The sequence below is a fragment of the Proteiniphilum sp. genome, assembly GCF_034331125.1.
In the GTDB taxonomy this organism is placed as follows: Bacteria; Bacteroidota; Bacteroidia; order Bacteroidales; family Dysgonomonadaceae; genus Proteiniphilum; species Proteiniphilum saccharofermentans.
Genome location: NZ_JAXQGC010000057.1, coordinates 1 through 22,900, shown reverse-complemented (window position 1 = coordinate 22,900; position 22,900 = coordinate 1). Strand labels below are relative to the sequence as shown.

The window sequence follows — 22,900 nt, the reverse complement described above, 5'->3', positions numbered from 1 at the left end:
AAACAAATTTTGTAATGAGAAGAAGTATTTTTTTGCTTTTGTGTGCAATTATACTGCCTGCCAACTTTTTAATTCTCTCTGCCCAGACTTCACAGGACAGGAAAATGAATATGGCAGATTATGAGAAAAGGAAAAAGGAGTATGTGACGAAAGAGGCAGGTCTTACGCAGGAGGAAGCGGGTAAATATTTTCCCCTTAGTAATGAATTGACGCAAAAGAAGTTTAGGCTGCACAGAAACCATCGTGATAAGGTACAGCGGATCAAGGATAACAGTAATATATCCGATGAAGAGTACAAAAGAATGCTCGAAGACGATGTAGATGTCAAACTCAAAGAGGCGGAACTCGACAAGGAGTACTCTGTCAAATTCGAGAAAGTGCTCTCACCCGAGAAGTTATACAAAGCCCAGCAAGCAGAAAGAGATTTTATCCAGCGTGAAGTAACGAATTTCAGGAATGAGGGGAGAAGCAACCGGAGACGGTAAGACAACCAAACCTGTGAACGTTCCGCTCTACCCTGCCGATAAACAGTAATATACAATATTATTTGAAAGTAAACCCCGAAAAATTTTCGGGGTTTACTCTTATGTACAGTCCGGCATCAGTATTTGGCTAATAACAATTAAAAAATCTTCATGTATTACGGAAATCTTATTACAGGACAAAATCCATTCAGCTCAAAAGAAATAGCGAAAGCAGTAATGCAACAACTGAAAAAATAGAGAAGCTGCACATAGAGCGGTTTTACGTCATACAACAGCAACCGTCATTCCTTTTATTATGATATCCAATTCTTTAAAGTATTCACTACCGGAAGAGAATAAAACTATCATGGCCAGTAAATACCAGCTTTATCTACCCACAGAGAAACAATTATTGACAGAATTAAAACGGGAGATAAATGAGTTAGAATAAAAAAATTGGAAGTAATGCCCTCGGCTTGTACGAGTCAAATGGAGTATCCCCCATATGAAAGTATAGATAGGGATTTTAGTATTTGATAAAAACAAAATACCCAACTCTACATTACTGGGTGTAGAATTGGGTGTAAATAAAATAACCTATTAATTACCAGTGGTATTTGTGGAGCTGGAGGGAGTCGAACCCTCGTCCAAACGAGGAAGCAATCTGCTTTCTACATGCTTAGCTTCATTTTGATTGTCGGGAAGGAGCGCGACTGAAGCCACCATACTCCATCCTTATCTTCTTAATTTCGGAAAGGCGCCGAAGCCTCGCCTATCCTATCTCCGATTTACCTGCACCACCTGGTCGGAACGCTTCGAAGCCACAGCTTCCGGGTGATGTCTTGTTCTGCCACCTGGTGGCGGAATTAAGCGATTGATCTACTATACTTCGATCACGCAGCAAGAGCGTAATTGTTATTGCCAGTTAATTGTTTGACGTTTGAGATTAAAGTGCAAACCGACAACGCACTGCATGCTTACAAACCTCTTCTACCCGCTGTCAAAACCGGTCAACCCCATATTTCACGTATCACATTGATACTTAAAAAGAAACGGGATATCATTGAACAGATGAATAACACATCAGTAACAAAAATATTTTTCAACAATATTTTTTCGCTTCTTTGGTACAAAGATAGCAATTTTCAATGAAATAAACAGGAATACTGCCTCTCGAATCTTGAATTTGAATTGAAAATCGACGTAGTAAATTGAAAATCAGTGCAACTAAATTTGAAATCTTCTTCACGGAAGCCCGTCAAAATCTATTTCCGGCGGTTGATTACCAGCCGTTTTATGGAATCTGGATTGAAATTCGGTAGAGTCATGGAAAAATCCACAGTTTTTCAGGAAAAACCGGTTCGATTGTGGATCATACCCTCCCTGATAATCGATACGGGCACCTGCTTTCGCAGTCGCATCGTAGGTGAATGATGCTTCCGTTCCCGGGATCCATTCCCCGGATTTGGTGCGAAACCATTGATTCCCGAAATAAACCATTCGCGTCAGATACCCTTGCCCGGGAATAAAATTCTCAAGGAAAGAATGTGCCCGCTTATAATAAGTATCGGTCTTCGGGCGCAGGAACGATGCAATAAGCCGCCACCGGTTTTCTTCGGATGCGAAAAACCATGAAGTATAGATAGTGTTTCCTTTATGATCAGGCACTACACGGGTTAGGAAACGGTATGTGTTTTCAGCCTTCCACGGATAGCGTAAAAAACTCTGACCTCCCGCACCTTCATTACCGAATTCACCGGTATAGACTCCCTCCCCTTTTTTAAGCATTACAATCTTCATACTGTCCGGGATCAGTTTCGGATCTTCCGTTTCAAACGGGCTCCACACAGAAAAGAGGACTCTTCGTTCGTTCTCCGAATTGCATTGTATCCCGAAATATCCTTCCCCAAAACCGTTTGCCATATAGTAACTCCCGATTACATCATTGTGCTGCGGTACCATTATTTCATTATAAAACCATTCAATGGTATCTTCCGGCATGGTGTAAGAAAGATGTACAGAGGGTCCTCTCCGCCCCCAATAGTCGGCAAAATCATCAACATAAACCATTTTGTCATCATCATTCTCAATAGTTAGCGATCCAATTACCCCAAAATCCTCTCCCGTTTTAGAGATACCCTGTAACGTTATTGCGACATACCCCGGTTCGACGATACGGAAAGGCTTCAACTCTACGCTAAACTCTCCGGCATTTAGTTGAATGTTTTGGTTTTTTTGATGAACGCCCTGATGTTCTATCCCCACTTTTATCCGTGATTTTCCTTCGTCGAGGGTACCATTAAGAGTTACCCGTACAGTCTGCGGTCTGGAGAAATAGACATATGTTTTCACCTCACTTTTCGGATCCGTCCATTTTTCCAACCCGTGACGGCCGATTTTTGCACCGGCACCATGTGCCGTGACATACGCATTTCCACTCAGTCGTACTTCTTTTTTACTTACGCTTTGTGCCGATAATTGAGATACAAATATCAGAATGCAAAGTAAAAAGGGTAATTTGGTTTTCATTTTTATATGTTAATTGGGCAATTAGCTTTTAAAATTTCCATTCTTGACGGAAATCAGCAACAAAGCGTATTAAAACTCCCACAAAAATACATTAATTACTTTTAGAAACCCTCAAAATAACCTACTTTTGTATTCCGATTTATTGAATCCAACACAACATGAACAAAATCGTTTCGAAAGAGTATTTATCCGACAGAGTGGTAAAGTTTGAGGTGGAAGCTCCACTTATCGCCAAAAGCCGCAGAGCAGGGCACTTCGTAATCGTACGCGTGGGAAAGAAAGGGGAACGTGTGCCTTACACCATTGCTGATGCTGATTTGAAAAAAGGGACAATCACCTTGGTCATTCAAAAGGTAGGGAAATCATCACAAAAAGTATGTGAACTCAACACAGGAGATTATATCACCGATATAGTAGGCCCATTGGGAAAGGCTACCCACATAGAGAACTTCGGAACGGTCGTATGTGCGGGAGGAGGTGTGGGTATCGCACCGATGCTGCCCATCATGAAAGCCATGAAAGAAACGGGAAACAAAGTGATTTCGGTACTCGGGGCGAGGACAAAGGAACTAATCATCCTCGAAGAGCAGGTACGAGAGCATTCCGACGAAGTGATAATCATGACCGACGACGGGTCTTATGGCGAGAAGGGATTGATTACCAACGGCGTGGAGAAAGTAATACTGCGAGAGAAAGTAGATATGTGCGTCACCATTGGCCCTGCTATCATGATGAAATTTGTGTCAGAATTGACAAAAAAGTATGATGTACCTACCGTAGCATCACTTAATACTATTATGGTTGACGGTACCGGGATGTGTGGAGCATGCCGTGTCACAGTAGGCGGACAGACCCGGTTTGTGTGTGTGGACGGGCCTGAATTCGATGCCCATCAGGTGGATTTCAACGAAATGCTGATGCGGTTAAAGGCGTATGACAGGTGAAAAGTTAAAAGTGGAGAGTGGAGAAGATTGATTTTTTGATGTACAGATTTGATGATTCAACGATTTTGAATTTTGAATCTTGAATCTTGAATTTTTGAATAACAAAATATATGAGTGAATATCTGAAAGCCGAACGGGCACAGGAGTGGCGGGAGGCATTGCGCAAATCGATAAAAAACAAAGATCGTATTGCCATACCACGGGTAAAGATGCCTGAAGTAGATCCTGCCGTGCGTAGTCGTACATACGACGAAGTAAACCTCGGGTTGACGCCAGAGTTGGCCGCCAATGAATCACATCGTTGCCTCGACTGCGTGGATCCTACCTGCATCACCGGTTGTCCCGTAGAGATCAATATCCCCAAGTTCATCAAGAATATCGAGCGGGGTGAATTCTTAGAGGCAGCCAAAACATTGAAGGAAACCAGTGCCCTGCCGGCAGTCTGTGGCCGTGTATGCCCACAGGAGCGGCAGTGCGAAAGCCAGTGTTTCTATACGTTGAAGCTGAAGAAAGAACCCGTAGCCATAGGCCATCTGGAACGATTTGCAGCCGATTACGAACGTATGAGCGGTAATATCTCCATACCGGAGACTGCTCCAACTAACGGCATCAAGATCGCCGTAGTGGGATCCGGCCCTGCAGGATTAGCTTTTGCAGGTGACATGGTGAAGCTGGGATACGACGTCACCGTATTTGAAGCCCTCCATGAGCTAGGAGGTGTACTTCGTTACGGCATTCCCGAGTTTCGTCTGCCTAATGAGATAGTGGATATCGAAATCGATGGCCTGAAAAAGATGGGGGTGAAGTTCGTAACCAACTGTATTGTAGGCAAAACTATCTCGCAAGAAGATCTCAAAGCCGAAGGATTCAAAGGTATTTTCGTAGGTAGCGGTGCCGGGTTGCCCAACTTTATGAATATTCCCGGTGAAAACCTGATTGGTATTATGTCCTGCAATGAGTATCTTACCCGTGTAAATCTTATGCAGGCAGCCGATCCCGATAGCGATACCCCGGTATATAAGGGAAAAAAAGTAGCAGTAGTCGGTGGCGGCAATACCGCCATGGATGCCGTCCGTACTGCACGACGACTTGGAGCTGAGAGAGCAATGATTGTCTATCGTCGCTCCGAAGAAGAGATGCCTGCCCGTGTGGAAGAGATCAAGCATGCCAAAGAGGAAGGAATTGAATTCTATACATTACATAACCCTATTCGTTACGAGGGGGATGAACAGGGACACGTACAGAGGATGTTGTTACAACGGATGGAATTAGGTGCGCCCGACCAGTCCGGACGTCGCCGTCCCGTAGCGATTGAAGGTGACACCACCTGGCTGGAAGTTGATGAGGTGATTGTGAGTGTGGGGGTTTCTCCCAATCCTTTGATCCCGCAAAGCTTCGATGGGATGGAAGTCACTTCCTGGGGCACCATCGTTGTCAACAGCGACACAATGCAGACTGCCGACGAGATGATCTTTGCCGGCGGTGACATCGTGCGCGGAGGAGCGACTGTTATTCTCGCCATGGGTGACGGGAGAAAGGCTGCCAAGGCAATGCATCAATACTTGAAAGGTGACCAGGTGGAAAAGTGATTAGTTAATTCTGTCTGGATTTGACTACGTCGATTTTCAATTCAGATTCAAGAGTCAAAATTCTCCACTTTTAGTTTTTAGTTATTAGTTATGAAAATACTTGCGGATGCACATATACCCTACTTGAAAGGGGTTGCCGAACAGTTCGGCGAAGTGGAATACCTTCCGGGAAATCAATTCACCCGGGAGGCTATAAAGGAAAAAGATGCGCTTATTGTGCGTACTGTCACCCATTTCGGAGAAGAGATCCTTACGGGAACCAATGTAAAGCTGATCTGTTCTGCCACTATCGGCTTTGACCATATCGACACGGCATGGTGTGACGCCCACGGAGTTGCCTGGCGTACCGCACCCGGCTGTAACGCTGCTTCGGTTGAGCAATATGTGACCGCTTCCCTGTTATATCTGGCCGATAAATATCAATTGGATCTGACAAAAAAAACTATTGGAATAGTAGGTGTAGGGAATGTAGGAAGCAAGGTCGATGCTGCCTGCAATAAACTCGGGATGCGGGTGTTGCTGAACGACCCACCACGTGAAGAGAATGAAGGTCCGGGGCTTTTCACGGATATAGAAACCATCCAACGGGAAGCAGATTTCATTACCTTCCACACGCCATTGACAAAGACCGGAAAACATAAAACCTTTCATTTGGCAGATGACCGTTTCCTGTCATCAGCCACAAAAAGACCTTTTATTATCAATGCAGCCCGGGGAGGGGTAGCAGATAATCAGGCCCTAAAGAGAGCAATTCATAATGGAAATATTGCCGGAGTGGTAATCGACTGTTGGGAAAATGAGCCGGAGATAGACAGGGAATTACTTCAACTGGCAGATATCGCTACACCTCATATTGCAGGTTATAGTGCCGACGGCAAGTGGACAGCCACAAAGATGAGCCTTGAAAATCTCAATAAATTCTTCAACTTAAGCGCAGAAAATATACACTATCAGGAGATACCATCTCCCTTAAACCCTATCATCAACCTGCAGGGCATTGATTCAGGGCATCAGCTCCAACATGCGGTTTGGCACACTTATAATCCGATGAAAGAAACAACCGCACTGAAATCCTCTCCCGAGAAATTTTACTGGTTTCGCTCCAATTATCCTTTACGGAGGGAATATCGAGCATACACGGTTTTTCATGCGGATGATAAGATTTTACAAATTCTACTCAGCCTGGGATTCAATGAGAAGTAAATATGAAGCGGATTTTTACTTAGGCCGACAATCCGATAACTAACAGAATATGGAGGGTAAAGGACCGGTTTACTCAAAAAAAAACCTGATGCAAATGCACCAGGTCTTTTTCCCTTAATGTATGTTTAATTTATTCAGGTTTTTCCTCTGCAACTTCTTCAGAAGCTTCGGCTTTCGGTTCTTCCTTTACTTCAGCAACTGCTTCCTCTTTAGCAGGAGTTTCTTCGGTTGCGGCGGGAGTTTCAGCAGGAACTTCTTCCTTCACAGGCGCTTCCTCCACTTCTGCAGGGACTTCTTCAACCTTTGCCTCAACAATTTCTTCAACTGCTGATTCAGCCGGTTCTGCAACTTCAACTGTTTCTTCAGCAGCAGGAACTTCCTCTTCTACGGGAGCAGGAGCGTTAGCAGCTTCTTCTTCGGCTTTTTTCTTAGCCAAAACTTCCGCCCTGGTCTTGTTAACCTCTTTTTCGGCATCCAGACGAGCTTTTTCTTCAGCACGCTTTTGCTCATCATCTTTATCTTTGATCTTCTGAGTGAGTTGCGATTTCGAATTTTTCCATGCTTCGAATCTTTTTTCAGCTTCCGCCTCATCAAAAGCGCCCTTTTTCACACCTCCAAGAAGATGTTTTTTCAATAATACACCCTCTTCCGATAAGATATTACGTACCGTGTCGGTGGGTTGTGCCCCAGTCTGCAGCCAATACAAAGCTCTTTCGAAATCTAAAGTGATCGTAGCAGGATGTGTGTTCGGATTGTATGAACCTATCCTCTCAATGTACTTTCCATCTCGTGGTGCTCTGCTATCTGCAACAATAATCTGATAGAAGGGATAATTTTTACGTCCTCTTCTCTGTAAACGAAGTTTTGTTGCCATTTAGTAGTTTCTTTTAAAATTGATTTTTTGCATTTGCGGGTGCAAAGATAACGATTAATTTCTTATCCTCAAAATAGATTTCCTCCTGTTTCGCACAGAGATATAAAAAAACAATAATTACATTAAATTACACAAAACAACATCTACATTAAAGCTTATTTCAAATAATATTTTAGAAATTTTAAATATTAATATATTTATTTTCTCACTAATTTAATTATTATGAAAATAAGAATTATTTATTTGGAACTTTTTACAAAATTTCCTATATTTGACAGCATATATGTATGTTGTGTATTTGTTTGACAAGACCAAAAAACAATTAACTAAACAACCAAAATATGTCTGTCACCTGCTATATAAAAGCAATAGGAATTCCTCTTCTGTGGTTCTTTTTGTTGTTTTTTTTCCAGTCTTGTCTCCGGCAATCAAAGACCCAATACCCGGTTCGATTGGAAAAGATGATAGACCTTTTTTTCATCGAGAATCAGAATGACAGCCTGTTACACTTAGAAGACCAGGATCTGGAATACCTGTCGGAAAATATCCGGCATGTGAGCGATATTTTCAAAGCTGGAGCGCTCAGTGAATCCGGAAGAGCCGACAGCGCCGAAATTATATTGCAGGGTATCCGCCCTGAAGAGTTACAGGGCCGTGACCTCTACTACTATAATGGTATCATGGCATTAACCCAATTCCGCCTGAATCAGCTTCAGGAATCTTTTCAGACAGCCTCTGCATTTGTGGGAAGTAAAGTGTACGATATAAGATGCCATGCCCTGATTGAACGTGTGATGGCAAGGATCATGTACTATTACGAAAATTATGAGCATGCCATCGGTTTACTTCACCAATCGGAAGAACATTACCGTGAGGCCGGATTAGAGAAGAGTGCGGCTGTGAACCAAAAGTTCCTGGCAAGCTTTTATGCAGAATTGGGCTCATTCGATGAAGCCACAAAAAAAATCAAAGAGGCAGAAACAACGTTGAAGAAGTACGATGATAACGAAGAGCTCTACTACCTCTATATTGTGGGGATTAAAACCTATCTGAATCTACAGCGGACAGACAGTGCGCAATACTACGCAAAACTGGCCATGGAGACCGCAGACTTTACCCATGACCAGCAAAAGCAGGCCTCCATCTATAATTATTTGGGAACGATTGAGAGTTTGCAGGAAAATTATCTTATGGCCATCAGATCATTTGAAAAAGTGATCCGGATAGATGATAATTTCTTCGGATCCGAAAGACAAAAATCGATAGCCCTCATTGGCCTGGCTTCTGTTTACAATAAGCTCAACAGGTACGAAGAAGCAAAAAAATATGCCATGCAGGCAATTGAGACCATCAAAGATGACAGATGGGAAAATTTACAGCATGATGCCTACAGCGAATTATCGACTGCTTTTCTGCCAACCGATCAGGTGAAAGCGCAGGTTTTTCTTGATTCAGCCCAAGTCAGCGGGAATAAATACCACCAATTATCGGCAAAAGGAATTGTAGACTTCACGGAAAAACAAATAGAACTGGACAAGGCCGCCCGTGAAATAAATCAACTGCAGAGGGTCAAAAGAAAAAACCGGATCATATTTCATACTGTTCTCGTTTTCCTGATAGTAGTCAATATCACATTTATCCTGATCAGCAATATGAGAAAAAGGGTAAAAAACAAAAAACCGCACTACTCCCTCGAATCAAAAGAGTCTTTCCTCTTCAATGATTTTAAAGCCTGGTTAGAAGACGGTAAAAGATATCTGCAACCCGATCTCGATTTAAGCAGGGTTGCTTCGGAGATGGGTACGAACCGCAGCTATCTCTCTAAAGCTATCAACTCACAAGGTTTAAGATTCACGGAAATTATCAACAAGTATCGGATTCAAGAAGCAATAAGTATTTTCGAAAATAAAAATGACCATAGGAATAATCATCCCATAAACGAATTAGCGCTCTCAGTTGGTTTTAATACTAAATCCGTATTTTTTAATTCCTTTCGGAAGGAAATAGGAATGACACCCCGTCAATTCAAAGAAAAAATCCAGCACACAAAGATCCCCGATAATGAAAATATCCAAAAAGATGAATCAGAGACGACATAAATATCATGCCAGCGAATTTTGAATACTTTAAACTTGCAAGACTATGATCGATAATTTTCACATTTTCTTCGCTACCGGGGGTTTTTGGACCACACTAGTACTCTCTTTGGTATTTACCTTCAGCGCAACGCCACATAGCAAGTTCTTGCATAATTACAACAAAGCTAGATATATTATGGCTTTTATCTATTTACTATTCACGGCTTTCAGCTTGTTTATAATAACCGGTAAATTACAAAAGCTGGATCTTCTTTCTCTCAAGATATTCGTCCTCATTTTTTTCTCTTTCCAACTGTTTCTCTTCACACATGTAAGTCTAACCCTGATCAATTATAGGTATTTATCATTCAAATTATTGATGTACCAGCTGATTCCGGTATTTATCCTGGGTCTCCTCAGTATATTATCGAATCTTTTAAATTGGGAAGAAAAAATTGTCAATATAATCTTTTACAGTCTGTTATTATTCTTTGTAATTTCCCTCCTCATCATTACTCAATTATTCTTTAACCACTACGGGAAATACCGGAAAAGAGTGGACAATTATTTTACCGGAATTGGAACCGACAGCCTGAAATGGATACAAACCTCCCATCTGTTCATACTAATTTCCGGCATAACTGTTATAATTGCCATCTTTACCACACTGAAAATTATAATACCGTTTTACATATTTGCCATTCTCTTTTATATTGGTTATGCCGTTCACTTTCTCAATTACAAAAATATTTTTAATATTATGGTACCAGTACTGAGGGAAGAGGAGGAAAAACCGATAAAGTCATCTGAGATCACATTCTCCCAGATAGGAAAAGCAGTAGGAAAATGGGAACAACAAAAGCTATTCACAAATCCGAAAATTACCATTACTAAGGTAGCGGCACAGGTCTCCACCAACAGGTCATATCTGTCGCAATACATCAACAGGTCAAAACAAAAAACTTTCAATGAATGGATCAACGAGTTACGTATTGAGGAGGCAAAAAAATTGATGGCAAACAATAAAAATATGACTATTGAAGAGGTAAGCGAAAAGGTGGGGTATACTGACAAAAGTTATTTTAGTAAATGCTTTGCAAGATATATAGGAATAACAGCTTCACAATGGAAAGAAAAACACCTGTGATTAACCCGATTATCTAAATGAAGGGCGATTGTCTGTTTTTATCAAAAAAAATAGGAAATCGTCTATTTTTTAATTGTGGTAAAATCAGCAATAAAGTTTTGCTGTCTTTACCACCTATTAAGAGCTCTCTTTTTTTACTTTAGCAGACAATTTTATTGCGTATTTCAGATAGACATTAAAATATATAATTGTCTATATATTTTTTTGCCATATATGTCTGTTTTATATAAGAATGCTGTCTTTTTTTAAATATATGGTATTGAAAAATATTAAATAACCGAAGAACTCTTCACATATGCTTATGCAACAGAAAAAACAGATCATGGATTTGAACTCACAAAAATGGTTTATTTTTGTGTCCTGTCTTATTTTACTTGCATGTAGCCCGGGAAATAAGAACAATATGGGATCAACCCCAGATAACTCTTTCGTAGATAAAAATCATAATTCGATAGACTCATTACTAAACAGGATTTCAAACGATACCATTGCCCTTTTTAATTACCTTTCGTTGGCACAGTCCACCCGGGACTGTTATGCCGAGATGAAAACCTATCGTCAACTGGGCTTATATTATCTGAATAGCTATACTTATTTAAAAGCGATACAATACCATATATATTACTTGAACACGGCAGAAGAGTACAGCGACCCAATCCGGGAAATAGAGGCGCTAAACACACTGGCTTATGATTATAAAGCTATTTGCATGTTGGGTGAATCGTCTGAATATTATTTTAAGGCGCTATCGCTACTAAATAAATTACCAAAAAACAACAATAAAGAAATTCTATCGGAAAAAGCAAAAACACTAAACGGATTGGGAAATATTTATTTAAGAATCAATCAACCGGATGATGCCTTATTGTTTTTACAAAAATCGCTACAAATAGAGAGACAAAACAATAGCATTTTGGGACAAGCAAAGAATCTGGCAGACATCGGCTCATCTTTCGAAAGCAGGATGGAGTATGATTCAGCATACCAATATTTCGACCGGGCGCTGAAACTGTATATTGAAACCAATTCCGTATCGGGGATGTCTTCCTGCTTTGAACGTATCGGTAACCTGTATATGCTGCAAGGTAAATACGAAAGTGCTTCGGTATATATCGAAAGCGCATATAATTCTCTCCGACACACATCGGACAAATTAAACTGGCTGAACAGTTGCATTTCATTCGGAAATATTTGCATCCGAAAAGGAGACTACCTGAAAGCCGAAACCTTTCTACATAAAGGATTAAAAATATCGGATGAACTTAAATTACCTAATTATCTGGAAAAAGCCTCCATGCTCCTATCAGAATTATACAAGCAACAGGGTAATAACGCTGCAGCCCTCGAAGCTTACGAGAAGGGCGTTTCCTATGCAAAAGCATTCCGAAGTGGACGGGACATCAACCGGATCATGACACACAGACTGGCTTATGAAAAAAAATCAAATGAGACAGAGGAAATATTATTGGCAACACAACTTGAAAATATTGGGAAAAATAAAACAAAAGCTACACACCTTACTCTATCGATTTTTATTGCTTTAACCGGTTTCATCATCATTCTAGTCCAATTGTTCCAAATAAAGAAACAAAAGGTTGAGGCTTATCCTTGCCAGGAAAAGATAAAATCGGATTTTTACGCTAATATTGCACACAAGTTAAAAACACCTGTCACCATTATTACCGGATTAACCCAGAGACTTATAAATAATCTGGATACAAATGATCTTCACAAAAATTCAATAAACCTGGATATACTCGTCCGTCAGTCACAGGATCTCCTTTCATTGATAGACAGCATGTTACCTGAAACAAACATGCAGAAACGGATAAAATCCGACATAACAACATGCGAAAACGGATATTCTCTAACCACACACAATACCATTACTTACAGTAAGGAACCCGAAAATAATATTGAAAAGTGCTGCATTTCAAAAGAAAACCCGACGGTACTCATAGTGGAAAATGACAAAGATATGACTTCTTACCTCTTTTCTATCCTGCAGGAAAACTACTGTATCGTTACAGTAGACAACGGAAGGGGAGCCGCTCAAAAAGCAGCTGAAACCATGCCCAATATTATTATTTCAAACATCACGATGCCCGGTATGAACGGCTATGATTTATGTAGAGAGATTAAAAATTCGGATACCATCGCACACATACCGGTTATCCTACTCTCTGCTTGCGATTCTAAAGAAGATCGTATAAAAGGATTCCGGTGCGGAGCTGATGCATTTCTGTCCAAGCCGGTCTTTGAAGAGGAGTTGTTGGCGGTGATCAATCAACTACTGGATGCACGGAAGTTGATGTGGAGTAAATACGCGCTCACCGCGATAAACACAGGAAAAGGCATAGAACACAACATCGTAAAAAAGAATACTGCTGTAGAGTTCCTCAAACAAATTACCAACTTGATCTATAAAGAAATTGACAATACGCAAAATATCATTGAAATAATATCCGATAAAATCTGCCTGAGCTCTTCTCAATTGAACCGTAAGATAAAAGCGGCTACCGGGATGACAACCTCCAACTACATTTTGAAAGTAAGATTGAATAAAGCCGCACAACTCCTCTCCAGATCCCAGAAACCAATTGGTGAAATTGCCATGAACTGCGGTTTTAATGATTTCGCTTACTTCTCCCGATCGTTCAAAAAAGAGTTTGGAATGACGCCCACCTCTTTCCAACGTCTTCCCCACTCTATAAATTAGTCCGGAAATGTCTATGTCACAAGGAAATACTTTATAGTGACCACGACAGTCCTATCTCCTTTTTTCCACTATCAGAATTGACCTAATAGTTAATTAATAATCAATAACATAACAGTGATGTATTGCATTTTGAGTTATAATTTAACTAATGTTAAAGCTTACTGAATTATAAATATTGCATTTTAAAGACAAACAAATATCGAAAATATGCCATTATTTTGCTGAAAATAAAAAACAATATGAAGAAATTCTTTCAACCCGAACTTCACTACTGGACGTGTGAATCGTTCAACGGCCACTTCTTCGGACTTCATGCGTTAGCAGGTGAATACAACATCGACTGAGTCTTGGGGCGGGTTATGCCTACCTCACTGATGATAAATACCCATGTATAAAAGGATCTTTCCGATTTTTTTCAGAAAAAACGGAAAGTATCCTGAAAAAATAAAAATAAATAAAGAAGAGTTTGATCTTTCTAAACATTTGTTAATCACAGCAATTGGCGTCGATATTACTATCGGCGCCTTTTTCTTTTTTATCTTGTCCAAATCAAAATATTTTTATTATATTGCAGTCGCAATGCAACGTGATTGGCCTGCACAATACCTGCATAAGATGTGCCGGCGGTTAGATAACAGAACCTACCAGTGTAGGGTACGGATCGTCTCTTCCTAATGTCTGTAACGATCTGCAAGAGGCGAAGTGAAATTAAATAATCATACTGAAAAATCATGAACACAAGCAAACCTTCAACCGGAACGGGACACTATATCCACCTGTTCCCCATTGTAATGATCCTGCCCAGTATGATCGCCTGTTTTGCTTATGCCAATATATCGCAGAGCTACTGGGATCTCTTTGGGTTACTGATTATCATTGCTTTTGCTTCCATGTTGCTAGGCGGGTTGTTGGGTTTTCTGTTTGCCATTCCAAAACTGAACAAAAACTACAACCCTCACGAAGATTATGACAGAAGTACAAAGTACATGCCGAATACCAACCTGGAAGATGTGTCGGACTGGCTCACCAAGATAATTATCGGGGTTACCCTTACGCAATTGGGCAGGATACCCGGGTACCTGCAAAGTATGGCCGATTATCTTATTGACAACAGTAACTTGATGTTACAGGTGGATTCAGCCAGACCGCTTCTGATTGCACTGATCATCTACTCTTTCGTTGCCGGATTTATTATCGGTTATTCCTACACAAGAATTTACCTCCCGAATCTATTCTCTATCATGGAGGAGAACAGGAAACAAAAGGCTGAGATCGCTCTATGGAAGGAAGAGGTCCGGAAAAAAGAAGAACAATTATGCAACCACCCAAACTCGGAAGACAAACCTTCCTGAAAGACAATATTGCCCCGGCCGCGTCCAATACCCCCCGTTATACCGGCCGCTATTTCCTGATCCTCGATAAAAACAGTAATGAGGTACTGGAAGCCATTCGTCTGCTTGAAAAAAGATGGGGATTATCCGTAGCCACCACTGCCGATTTTATTACCATGCCGCCGAATGAAAGTCTATTAAAAGATGCCGATGCCCTCGTATTCAATGAGCTGGGCATTGCGCTGGTAGGTGTGGAAGAGGATAAGGTAGTCCAGATGAAATTATCGGGAAGTGGTTTTATGGTTGTACCAGAGAAAGTGGTATATATTCCGGATGAAGTATCTGCAGATAACGATATCAATAACGGGGCAACCTGGGGAATAGATATTACCAAAGTGCTCCATTCGCCATACACAGGTGCAGCAGTCAAGGTAGCGGTATTGGATACCGGATTCGACACCACTCATCCCGATTTTAAAGAACGGGAGATCACAACCACTTCATTTGTTCCCGATGAGCCGGTCGATGATCTCCACGGACATGGCACCCATTGCATCGGTACGGCATGCGGATCGGTCAATGAACAAGGAACACGTTACGGAGTGGCGAGCGATGCACATATCTACGTGGGAAAAGTTCTAAGCAACCAGGGGAGCGGTGCCCAGTCGTGGATACTGAACGGCATGGCCTGGGCAGCCAATAATGGTTGCAAGGTATTATCCATGTCCCTCGGCTCCCCCGTATCGGAAGGCGAGAGTTACGATATAGCCTATGAACGGGCTGCCCAGTTCGCTCTATCTAAAGGAGCGCTCATTATGGCTGCAGCGGGTAACGACAGTCAACGGTCAAAAGGTCTATTCAGTCCAGTGTCAAGCCCTGCCGATTGTCCGTCTATCCTTGCCGTAGCCGCAGTAGACTCGGAACTCCAGGTCGGTGATTTCTCAAATCGCGCTATTAACCCTTCGGGGTTGGTCGATATTGCTGCACCGGGAGTCAATGTCTACTCTTCCTGGTCCATGCCTGCAAGATATCGTACCATCTCAGGCACCAGTATGGCTACTCCTTATGTAGCCGGAATTGCAGCCCTCTTCTTCGAGAAATATCCGGATGCAACTCCTGCGATGATTGAAGAAGAATTGAGGAAAAATGCCCGAGCACTCCCTTTACCGCCCGAAGATGTGGGTGTAGGACTCCCCATAGCCCCTAAATAAAAGAATATGCGACAGATCATAATTACCATATCTGAGTTCTACTTAGACAAGCTGACCATTGTAGCGGAACAACTTCATAGGGAAGGGTTAATCATAACCCATCTCTATGAGTTCGGGGTAATCATTGGTGCAGCAGAGGAGGAAGTCATCCCTAAAATACGCAATTACAAAGAAGTGACATCTCTGGTAGAAGACAAACAAATAAGCATTCCTCCCCCCGATTCGGAGATCCAATAATGAATATAAAATGCTCCCGTAATTACACAACTTGAATGGTTTAAAAAGAAAAAACCCGCTAAATAGCGGGCTTTTCCTTTTGGTTGTGATCCGCCTGGGGCTCGAACCCAGGACCCCATCCTTAAAAGGGATGTGCTCTACCTGCTGAGCTAGCGAATCGACCTAGTGCTTTCTTGCAAAAGCGAGTGCAAAGATAAAATCTTTATTTTAATTATGCAACCCTAAAAGCCATAAAAAACCGGATTTTTTCTCCTGTTTCAGCTAAATCACTAGGATCGAAACGGTTTCCTAGCAAAGTTTTTTTATTTTCACGTCCGATCCGGAGGTAGTATTTGGAAATTGGGAAATCACCTTCCCACTTTCCCACCTTCCCACTTTTCAATACCGATAGTGTTCCGGTTTAAACGGCCCTTCTACCGGCACACCGATATAATCAGCCTGTTTCTGCGTAAGGGTCGTCAGTTTGACACCAATCCTATCAAGATGCAGCCTGGCCACTTCTTCATCCAGATGTTTTGGTAAACGGTAGACACCTACCTCATAATTATTCTTCCAGAGGTCGATCTGCGCCAGCGTTTGATTAGTGAACGAATTACTCATCACGAATGAGGGGTGACCGGTAGCACAGCCCAGATTCACCAGACGGCCTTCAGCCAGCAAAAATATCGAATTACCTCCAGGGAAAGTGTACTTATCTACCTGCGGCTTGATATTCAGGTGCTCAATTCCGGGGAAATTCACCAGGCGGTCAACCTGTATTTCATTGTCGAAATGGCCGATATTGCACACGATCGCCTGGTCTTTCATCTGTTGCATATGTTCGATGGTGACCACATCACGGTTTCCGGTAGTCGTTACAAAGATATTGCCTTCTTTTACTGCTTCCTCCATTGTGGTAACCTCAAATCCTTCCATGGCTGCCTGTAACGCACAAATAGGATCGATCTCGGTAACGATCACTCGTGCTCCGTAACTACGCATCGAATGGGCACAACCCTTACCAACATCACCATATCCCAATACGACTACCACCTTGCCAGCAATCATCACGTCAGTAGCACGTTTAATACCGTCTGCCAATGATTCCCGACAACCATAGAGGTTATCAAACTTCGATTTGGTTACCGAGTCGTTCACGTTGATAGCAGGCACCAATAATTCGCCTCTCTCCATCATCTGATACAAACGATGCACACCTGTGGTAGTCTCTTCAGAGATTCCTTTCATCCCGGCGATTGTTTTATGCCAACGCTGGCCGTCTTCTTTCAATATACGGTGCAATGTATCAAGGATAGCCTGTTCTTCACGATTAGCCCCCTTTCTGTCGATAACAGACGAATCGTTTTCAGCCTGATATCCCATATGTACCAGTAACGATGCATCACCACCATCATCGACGATCAGATTGGGACCTCTCCCTTCGGGAAAACGCAAGGCCATCTCGGTACACCACCAGTACTCTTCCAACGTCTCTCCTTTCCATGCAAATACGGGAATACCTGCAGCAGCAATGGCCGCAGCAGCATGATCCTGTGTGGAAAAAATATTACAACTGGCCCAACGTACATCTGCACCTAATTCCACCAGCGTCTCTATCAATACGGCCGTCTGGATGGTCATATGCAACGACCCCATTACACGTGCACCTTTCAATGGTTTCTCGGAAGCATATTTCTTCCGTATCGCCATTAAACCGGGCATTTCATGCTCGGCTATCTCTATTTCTTTCCTTCCAAAATCGGCCAGCGAAATATCTGCTACCTTATATGGAAGATCCGGTGAGAAATTCATATCCATTTTGTATTCTATTTTGATTTATCGATTTTTAAGTCTGCAAAGTTACGAAATTTATGAAATGTTTCTACCTTTGGGAGAATGAAAGGATGAGAATTGATCCCGATCTCTCGGGAAATAGTGATAATTATCGATTTTCTTTAATTTGAAATGAATGCATGAAGGTTATCTATTCCAACTTCTTACCGGTAAAGGGATTCAGGGCGATCAACCTTTTCGGGGTTGTCTTTGCGAGAAAAGAAGAACCGGGATTGGATGAGTGCATTCTCACGCATGAATCCGTACATACCCGGCAGATGGTAGAACTGCTGGTGATCGGATTTTATATCTGGTATGTAATGGAATGGATCCTCAGATGGATTCGCTATAAAGACAGATACACAGCATACAGGAATATCTGTTTCGAGCGTGAAGCATATGATAATGACACCGACCCACTCTACCTGAAACAAAGGAGGCGGTATGCTTTTATAAAATATCTTTAAAAAATCAAGGAGTAATTAGAACAATGAGGAGAACATACCTGCTGTTTCTGTTTACCCTCATTCTTGTCACTGCATGCGGACAGGGTAAACAAAAAGAATCGGCTATTACAAAAAACAAAAATGAGATTATGGACTATAATACACTGACTCACGAAGAAGAGAGAGTGATCATCCACAAGGGTACGGAACGTCCTTTTACGGGTGAATATTTGAATAATAAAGTGGCAGGGACATATTATTGTAAGCGATGTGACGCCCCACTCTACCATTCGGAAGATAAATTCGAGTCGGATTGCGGATGGCCTTCTTTCGATGATGAGATAGAGGGTGCTGTAAAACGTATACGCGATGCTGACGGACGCCGTACCGAGATCATTTGTAATAATTGCGGAGCACACCTGGGGCATGTTTTCTTAGGTGAAGGATTTACACCCAAGCAGACCCGGCACTGTGTAAACTCTATCTCGCTGAAGTTTGTCCCGGAAAAAAAAGAAGGACTTACTACGGCCTATTTTGCTTCCGGATGCTTCTGGGGAACGGAATATTTCTTTATGAAAGCCCCGGGCGTGAAGCAGACCTCAGTGGGATTTATGGGTGGACATGTGGATAACCCGACTTATGAACAGGTATGCCAGAAGAATACCGGGCATCTGGAAACAACAGAAGTGGTCTTCGATACTGCTGAAACATCCTACGAAGAGATGGTAAAGCTCTTCTTCGAAACCCACGATTTCACGCAAACCAACGGACAAGGACCCGATATAGGGCCTCAATATCTCTCATGCATTTTCTATTCCGATCCTGCCGAGAAAGCAATTGCGCAGAAGTATATCGATATTCTGACTGAGAAGGGATACAGGGTAGCCACCATGCTGAAACCGGCTTCCACTTTCTGGAAGGCAGAGGATTACCATCAACAGTATTACGAATACAAAGGTACCCTGCCTTACTGCCATAAGTATACAAAAATCTTCTGACAAAACGGATGCTTTCGTAAAAATCCGCCCGGTTTGAAAACAATTCAAATTTTCATACGTTTAATTATTGTCGTTTAAATAGAATTGTTTAATTAAAAAAGAAGAATTATGAAAGCATTACGTTTATTATCCGTAGTGACACTCATTTTTGCATTTGGAGTGGGTGTAACATCATGTAACCAGGTAAATGACGCAGACATTCAAAGCACAGCACAGGAATTGCTGGATGCAAACCCTGAACTGGCAGGCATCACGGTAACCGTGCAAAATAAAGTTGCGACGCTGACCGGAACTGTAAGTGATGACTCTGCCAAATCTTATGCAGAAAGTATGGTAGCAGGAGTGCAAAACGTGACGTCGGTTGTCAACCAGGTGGAAGTAGTTCCGCCCGCACCCGATCATACTGCACTTGATGCCTCTATCAATGCAGCATTACCTGATGTGCTCAAGGACCACAGTACTGTGACAGCCACCGTACAGGACGGTGTTATTACGCTAAACGGTGAAATCAAGGAAAGCGATTTGCAGGTATTGATGGAGAAATTGAATGCATTAAACCCCGTACAGATCGTCAATAATTTGATTGTAAAATAGTAAATTTATGGCTTTGACAGAAAAATACAAAGAACTGATTGATCTGTCCAGGTTGCACAGTCTCCTGGTCAGCGAATCGGGAAATGTACTGAAAATAGAGGGTACCGTTTCTAACGCCGAGGTGAAAGACAAGATGTGGGAAATCTACAAACGGATCGATCCCCATTTTAAGAGTAACGATCTGGTATTGAATGTAAAGACTGCCGTTAGAGACGGGGGCAAAGTAAGGGTTGTAACCCAGGAGAGTCGCCTGAATATCCGTAAAGGACCCGGAACGGATCAACCTATTGTAGGTAAAGCCGAAAAGGGAGATGTTATCACACTCATCAGCAAAGCAAACGACCAGTGGTGGCTGGTTCGTGATAACGACGGTGAAGAGGGTTATTGCTACTCGCAATATCTGGAACCGGTGCAGTAATGAGATAAAAAGAATAAGAAGCGGAGGCCGTCTCTAATTGAAGTTAACTTCACAGAGACGGCCTCTTTTTTATAGTCTTTTTATGATTTAACGGTATATACGGGCAATCCATCCACCCCCGGGAGCCATATGTATTTTCAATTTCCGGTTGTCCGGAATAGTAATGATCTCCTTTCTATAATCTCTTGCAACTCTGTCGGCATTGACACCATCCCTGAAAATTACAGCCTTATAATCTCCTTCTCCCAAAAAAGAAAGATCTATCTCCAGATCACGAGCTTTCCAGTTGGTCATTGAACCTACATACCAATTGTTCCCGGTTCTCCTTGCAATACTGACATATTCTGCCACTTTTCCATTCAAAGCCCTGGTTTCATCCCATATTGTCGGGATAGAAGCAATCAACTCCGTACATTCTTTTTCAGCCTCATAATTTGAAGGGTTGTCGCAAAGCATGTTCAATGGCGATTCAAATATAACATATTGCGCTAATTGCCTGCATCTTGTACCCTGGCTCATAGGTTCACTATTTACAGGTCTATAATTGTTTTTCGAGGCATTGCGCATCGCCCCCTGGGTATAATCCATAGGCCCTGCCACCTGACGAATAAAAGGTATTGTCACATCATAAACAACCTGATCCACCGAAGGAGATGACCATTTCATCTGTTCCAGTCCATGTACTCCCTCGAAATTGATTACATTCGGATAGGTACGGTGTAGTCCTGTAGGTTTATATGTGCCATGATAATCTATTAATAGTTTATATTTGGCAGCCATTTCAGCTCCACGTCGATGGAAATCCACCATATATTGATCGTCCCGATCCATAAAGTCCACTTTAAAGCCTTTGATACCCATCTCACTGTAATGCTTACAGACTTTTTCCATATCCCGGTCGAAAGCATGATATCCGGCCCAAAGAATCAGACCCACATTTTTTGATTTTGCGTAAGCTGCCAAATCCGGCAAATTTATTTCAGGTACTACCTGAAACAGGTCGGCTTGCTTATTCACTGCCCACCCTTCGTCTAATATCACATATTCAATTCCATATTTGGATGCAAAGTCAATATAATATTTATAGGTCTCATTATTTATCCCGGTTTTGAAATCGACATTATATAAATTCCAGTCGTTCCACCATTCCCAGGCCACTTTTCCTGGTTTTACCCAGGAGAAATCCATATCGATAGTAGGAGTCGCTAATTTGTACACCATATCGTTATCTGCAAGTTCGTGGTCATTCTCAGCAATAATAATCGTACGCCATGGGAACTCGGTTCCTTTATCATAGGCAGCGATATAATTTTCACGTGATTTCACGAGCATCTGCAACTCATTGTGCCCCCCTTGTTCAACCTCTTTGGGATAAGAGGCAAAAACTCCCTTTAGAGAATTTGAACCCTCTTCATTATAGAGATACATACCGGGATAGTTTATCAGGTCCGCTTCTGTCAGGCAGATCTTTTTCCCATTATTTGCTTCTATCAGGAGTGGTACAAAAGAATACTTCTTTTTATCCCAAGCCGACAAGTTGGTGTAAGTATATAAATTCTCAAATGAATTAAAAAACTGCTCTTCGAAGCTCTTTGTACGATCTTCCCTTACGTAGGGAATATAAGCTTTATAATCGGAAGGAAAATTAAAAACCGCCTGTTCCGATTTCACCCGGAATGGTTTTCTTGATGTGGATACAAAACGGTATGCAATACCATCATTATAAGCCCGGAAAATAACCCGGTAATCTCCTTTAAAGGTAAGTGTCAATTCATTGAATTGATCTGTAATTTCCTTTTTCTTGTAAATGGCTGCCGGAATAACCCCATTTACCGTACGCGTCAAAGTTTTTTGCAACTTCGGATCTACTCCCCAAATAATACCGTTATCTAATTCCATAGATACGGGAGACGGAGCAATCATCACATCCGAGTCATGCTTTACCGTATATTCTATCGAATTTCCGACCGAAATATCAACTTGAATTTTTCCGTTCGGGGAGTTCAATATATATTGTTTTTCGGCAAAAGAATAGCTCGCAGAAAATAAAAAAACAAAAATGAGGGTTAATTTAAATTGTTGCATCATGATAAATATATAAAAATAGAAACTACAAATGTAGTATCAATTGAGCAATTTTAGTGCAATTAATAATAAAAAAAATCCACTCTCCACGGCGGAACTGTCCCGTAGTACCCCATATACCAATAAAAAAAGCCCCCGCAAGATTGCTCTTACGGGAACCCGTGTTTAAAGGACGGCGGCTACCTGCTCTCCCACAAAATTGCAGTACCATCGGCGCCATT

The 22,900-nt window shown here is 41.8% G+C and carries 19 protein-coding genes, 1 tRNA gene, 1 other RNA gene and 1 pseudogene; 15 read left to right on the top strand and 7 right to left on the bottom strand.

The annotated features are described in order from the left end of the window. The first annotated feature begins 14 nt into the window (after positions 1 to 14). Positions 15 to 485 carry a hypothetical protein gene (locus tag U2P89_RS13680; RefSeq protein ID WP_322191660.1) on the top strand — a complete coding sequence of 157 codons (471 nt, stop codon included), beginning with the start codon at positions 15 to 17 and terminating at the stop codon, positions 483 to 485. A 596-nt stretch (positions 486 to 1,081) separates the two neighbouring features. Here the strand turns inward: U2P89_RS13680 and ssrA are convergent. Next, positions 1,082 to 1,482, bottom strand: a transfer-messenger RNA (tmRNA) gene (gene ssrA / locus U2P89_RS13675). 227 nt (positions 1,483 to 1,709) lie between these two features. Then, a complete protein-coding gene (locus tag U2P89_RS13670) occupies positions 1,710 to 2,993 on the bottom strand; it encodes a DUF3472 domain-containing protein (RefSeq protein WP_322191659.1) in 1,284 nt (427 codons plus the stop codon). Between the two features lie 158 nt (positions 2,994 to 3,151). Here U2P89_RS13670 and U2P89_RS13665 point away from each other — a divergent pair, with 158 nt between their 5' ends. From U2P89_RS13665 to pdxB, 3 genes are all read left to right on the top strand, one after another. Then, positions 3,152 to 3,937 (top strand): sulfide/dihydroorotate dehydrogenase-like FAD/NAD-binding protein, encoded by a 786-nt coding sequence (locus U2P89_RS13665; protein ID WP_076930682.1) that lies wholly within the window; start codon positions 3,152 to 3,154, stop codon positions 3,935 to 3,937. Between the two features lie 110 nt (positions 3,938 to 4,047). Beyond that, a complete protein-coding gene (gltA, locus tag U2P89_RS13660; protein ID WP_076930683.1) occupies positions 4,048 to 5,526 on the top strand; it encodes an NADPH-dependent glutamate synthase in 1,479 nt (492 codons plus the stop codon). Positions 5,527 to 5,616: 90 nt separating this feature from the next. Next, on the top strand, positions 5,617 to 6,729 hold the full coding sequence (gene pdxB / locus U2P89_RS13655) for a 4-phosphoerythronate dehydrogenase PdxB (RefSeq protein ID WP_076930684.1): 1,113 nt from the start codon (positions 5,617 to 5,619) through the stop codon (positions 6,727 to 6,729). A gap of 334 nt (positions 6,730 to 7,063) precedes the next feature. On the opposite strand, the pseudogene U2P89_RS13650 reads toward pdxB, so the two are convergent. Next, positions 7,064 to 7,603 (bottom strand): annotated as a pseudogene (locus tag U2P89_RS13650) (30S ribosomal protein S16); the annotation flags it as partial. A 461-nt stretch (positions 7,604 to 8,064) separates the two neighbouring features. On the opposite strand from U2P89_RS13650, the gene U2P89_RS13645 reads away from it, so the two are divergent. From U2P89_RS13645 to U2P89_RS13615, 7 genes are all read left to right on the top strand, one after another. Then, positions 8,065 to 9,702 (top strand): tetratricopeptide repeat protein, encoded by a 1,638-nt coding sequence (locus U2P89_RS13645; RefSeq protein WP_322191658.1) that lies wholly within the window; start codon positions 8,065 to 8,067, stop codon positions 9,700 to 9,702. Positions 9,703 to 10,441: 739 nt separating this feature from the next. After that, on the top strand, positions 10,442 to 10,828 hold the full coding sequence (locus U2P89_RS13640) for a helix-turn-helix domain-containing protein (protein WP_161947561.1): 387 nt from the start codon (positions 10,442 to 10,444) through the stop codon (positions 10,826 to 10,828). A gap of 403 nt (positions 10,829 to 11,231) precedes the next feature. Next, positions 11,232 to 13,547, top strand: coding sequence for a helix-turn-helix domain-containing protein (locus U2P89_RS13635; RefSeq protein WP_322191657.1), 2,316 nt, complete (start codon positions 11,232 to 11,234; stop codon positions 13,545 to 13,547). Positions 13,548 to 13,786: 239 nt separating this feature from the next. Then, entirely contained in the window at positions 13,787 to 13,891 is a 105-nt protein-coding gene (locus tag U2P89_RS13630) for a DUF3575 domain-containing protein (protein ID WP_083710999.1), read from the top strand. A gap of 387 nt (positions 13,892 to 14,278) precedes the next feature. Further along, positions 14,279 to 14,899 (top strand): hypothetical protein, encoded by a 621-nt coding sequence (locus U2P89_RS13625; RefSeq protein WP_076930690.1) that lies wholly within the window; start codon positions 14,279 to 14,281, stop codon positions 14,897 to 14,899. Next, complete coding sequence (locus tag U2P89_RS13620) at positions 14,863 to 16,089, top strand: S8 family peptidase (RefSeq protein WP_313382329.1); 1,227 nt, start codon at positions 14,863 to 14,865, stop codon at positions 16,087 to 16,089. Before U2P89_RS13625 ends, U2P89_RS13620 begins: the two co-directional genes overlap by 37 nt. A gap of 6 nt (positions 16,090 to 16,095) precedes the next feature. Beyond that, on the top strand, positions 16,096 to 16,326 hold the full coding sequence (locus U2P89_RS13615) for a hypothetical protein (protein ID WP_322191656.1): 231 nt from the start codon (positions 16,096 to 16,098) through the stop codon (positions 16,324 to 16,326). Between the two features lie 86 nt (positions 16,327 to 16,412). On the opposite strand, the gene U2P89_RS13610 is transcribed toward U2P89_RS13615, so the two are convergent. Further along, positions 16,413 to 16,485: transfer RNA gene (locus tag U2P89_RS13610), tRNA-Lys, on the bottom strand. A gap of 219 nt (positions 16,486 to 16,704) precedes the next feature. Continuing rightward, positions 16,705 to 18,123, bottom strand: coding sequence for an adenosylhomocysteinase (gene ahcY / locus U2P89_RS13605; protein ID WP_076930692.1), 1,419 nt, complete (start codon positions 18,121 to 18,123; stop codon positions 16,705 to 16,707). Between the two features lie 155 nt (positions 18,124 to 18,278). Between ahcY and U2P89_RS13600 the strand changes: the two genes are divergently transcribed. From U2P89_RS13600 to U2P89_RS13585, 4 genes are all read left to right on the top strand, one after another. Next, complete coding sequence (locus U2P89_RS13600) at positions 18,279 to 18,605, top strand: hypothetical protein (RefSeq protein WP_076930693.1); 327 nt, start codon at positions 18,279 to 18,281, stop codon at positions 18,603 to 18,605. A 128-nt stretch (positions 18,606 to 18,733) separates the two neighbouring features. Next, positions 18,734 to 19,582 carry a bifunctional methionine sulfoxide reductase B/A protein gene (locus U2P89_RS13595; protein WP_091910112.1) on the top strand — a complete coding sequence of 283 codons (849 nt, stop codon included), beginning with the start codon at positions 18,734 to 18,736 and terminating at the stop codon, positions 19,580 to 19,582. Positions 19,583 to 19,690: 108 nt separating this feature from the next. Next, entirely contained in the window at positions 19,691 to 20,176 is a 486-nt protein-coding gene (locus tag U2P89_RS13590; RefSeq protein ID WP_322191655.1) for a BON domain-containing protein, read from the top strand. Between the two features lie 7 nt (positions 20,177 to 20,183). Beyond that, a complete protein-coding gene (locus U2P89_RS13585; protein WP_322191654.1) occupies positions 20,184 to 20,594 on the top strand; it encodes an SH3 domain-containing protein in 411 nt (136 codons plus the stop codon). 87 nt (positions 20,595 to 20,681) lie between these two features. Here the strand turns inward: U2P89_RS13585 and U2P89_RS13580 are convergent, their stop codons facing one another. Continuing rightward, complete coding sequence (locus tag U2P89_RS13580; RefSeq protein WP_322191663.1) at positions 20,682 to 22,679, bottom strand: glycoside hydrolase family 97 protein; 1,998 nt, start codon at positions 22,677 to 22,679, stop codon at positions 20,682 to 20,684. Positions 22,680 to 22,704: 25 nt separating this feature from the next. Continuing rightward, positions 22,705 to 22,900, bottom strand: a 196-nt coding sequence (locus U2P89_RS13575) for a hypothetical protein (protein WP_322191653.1), incomplete at its 5' end; no start/stop codon positions are given.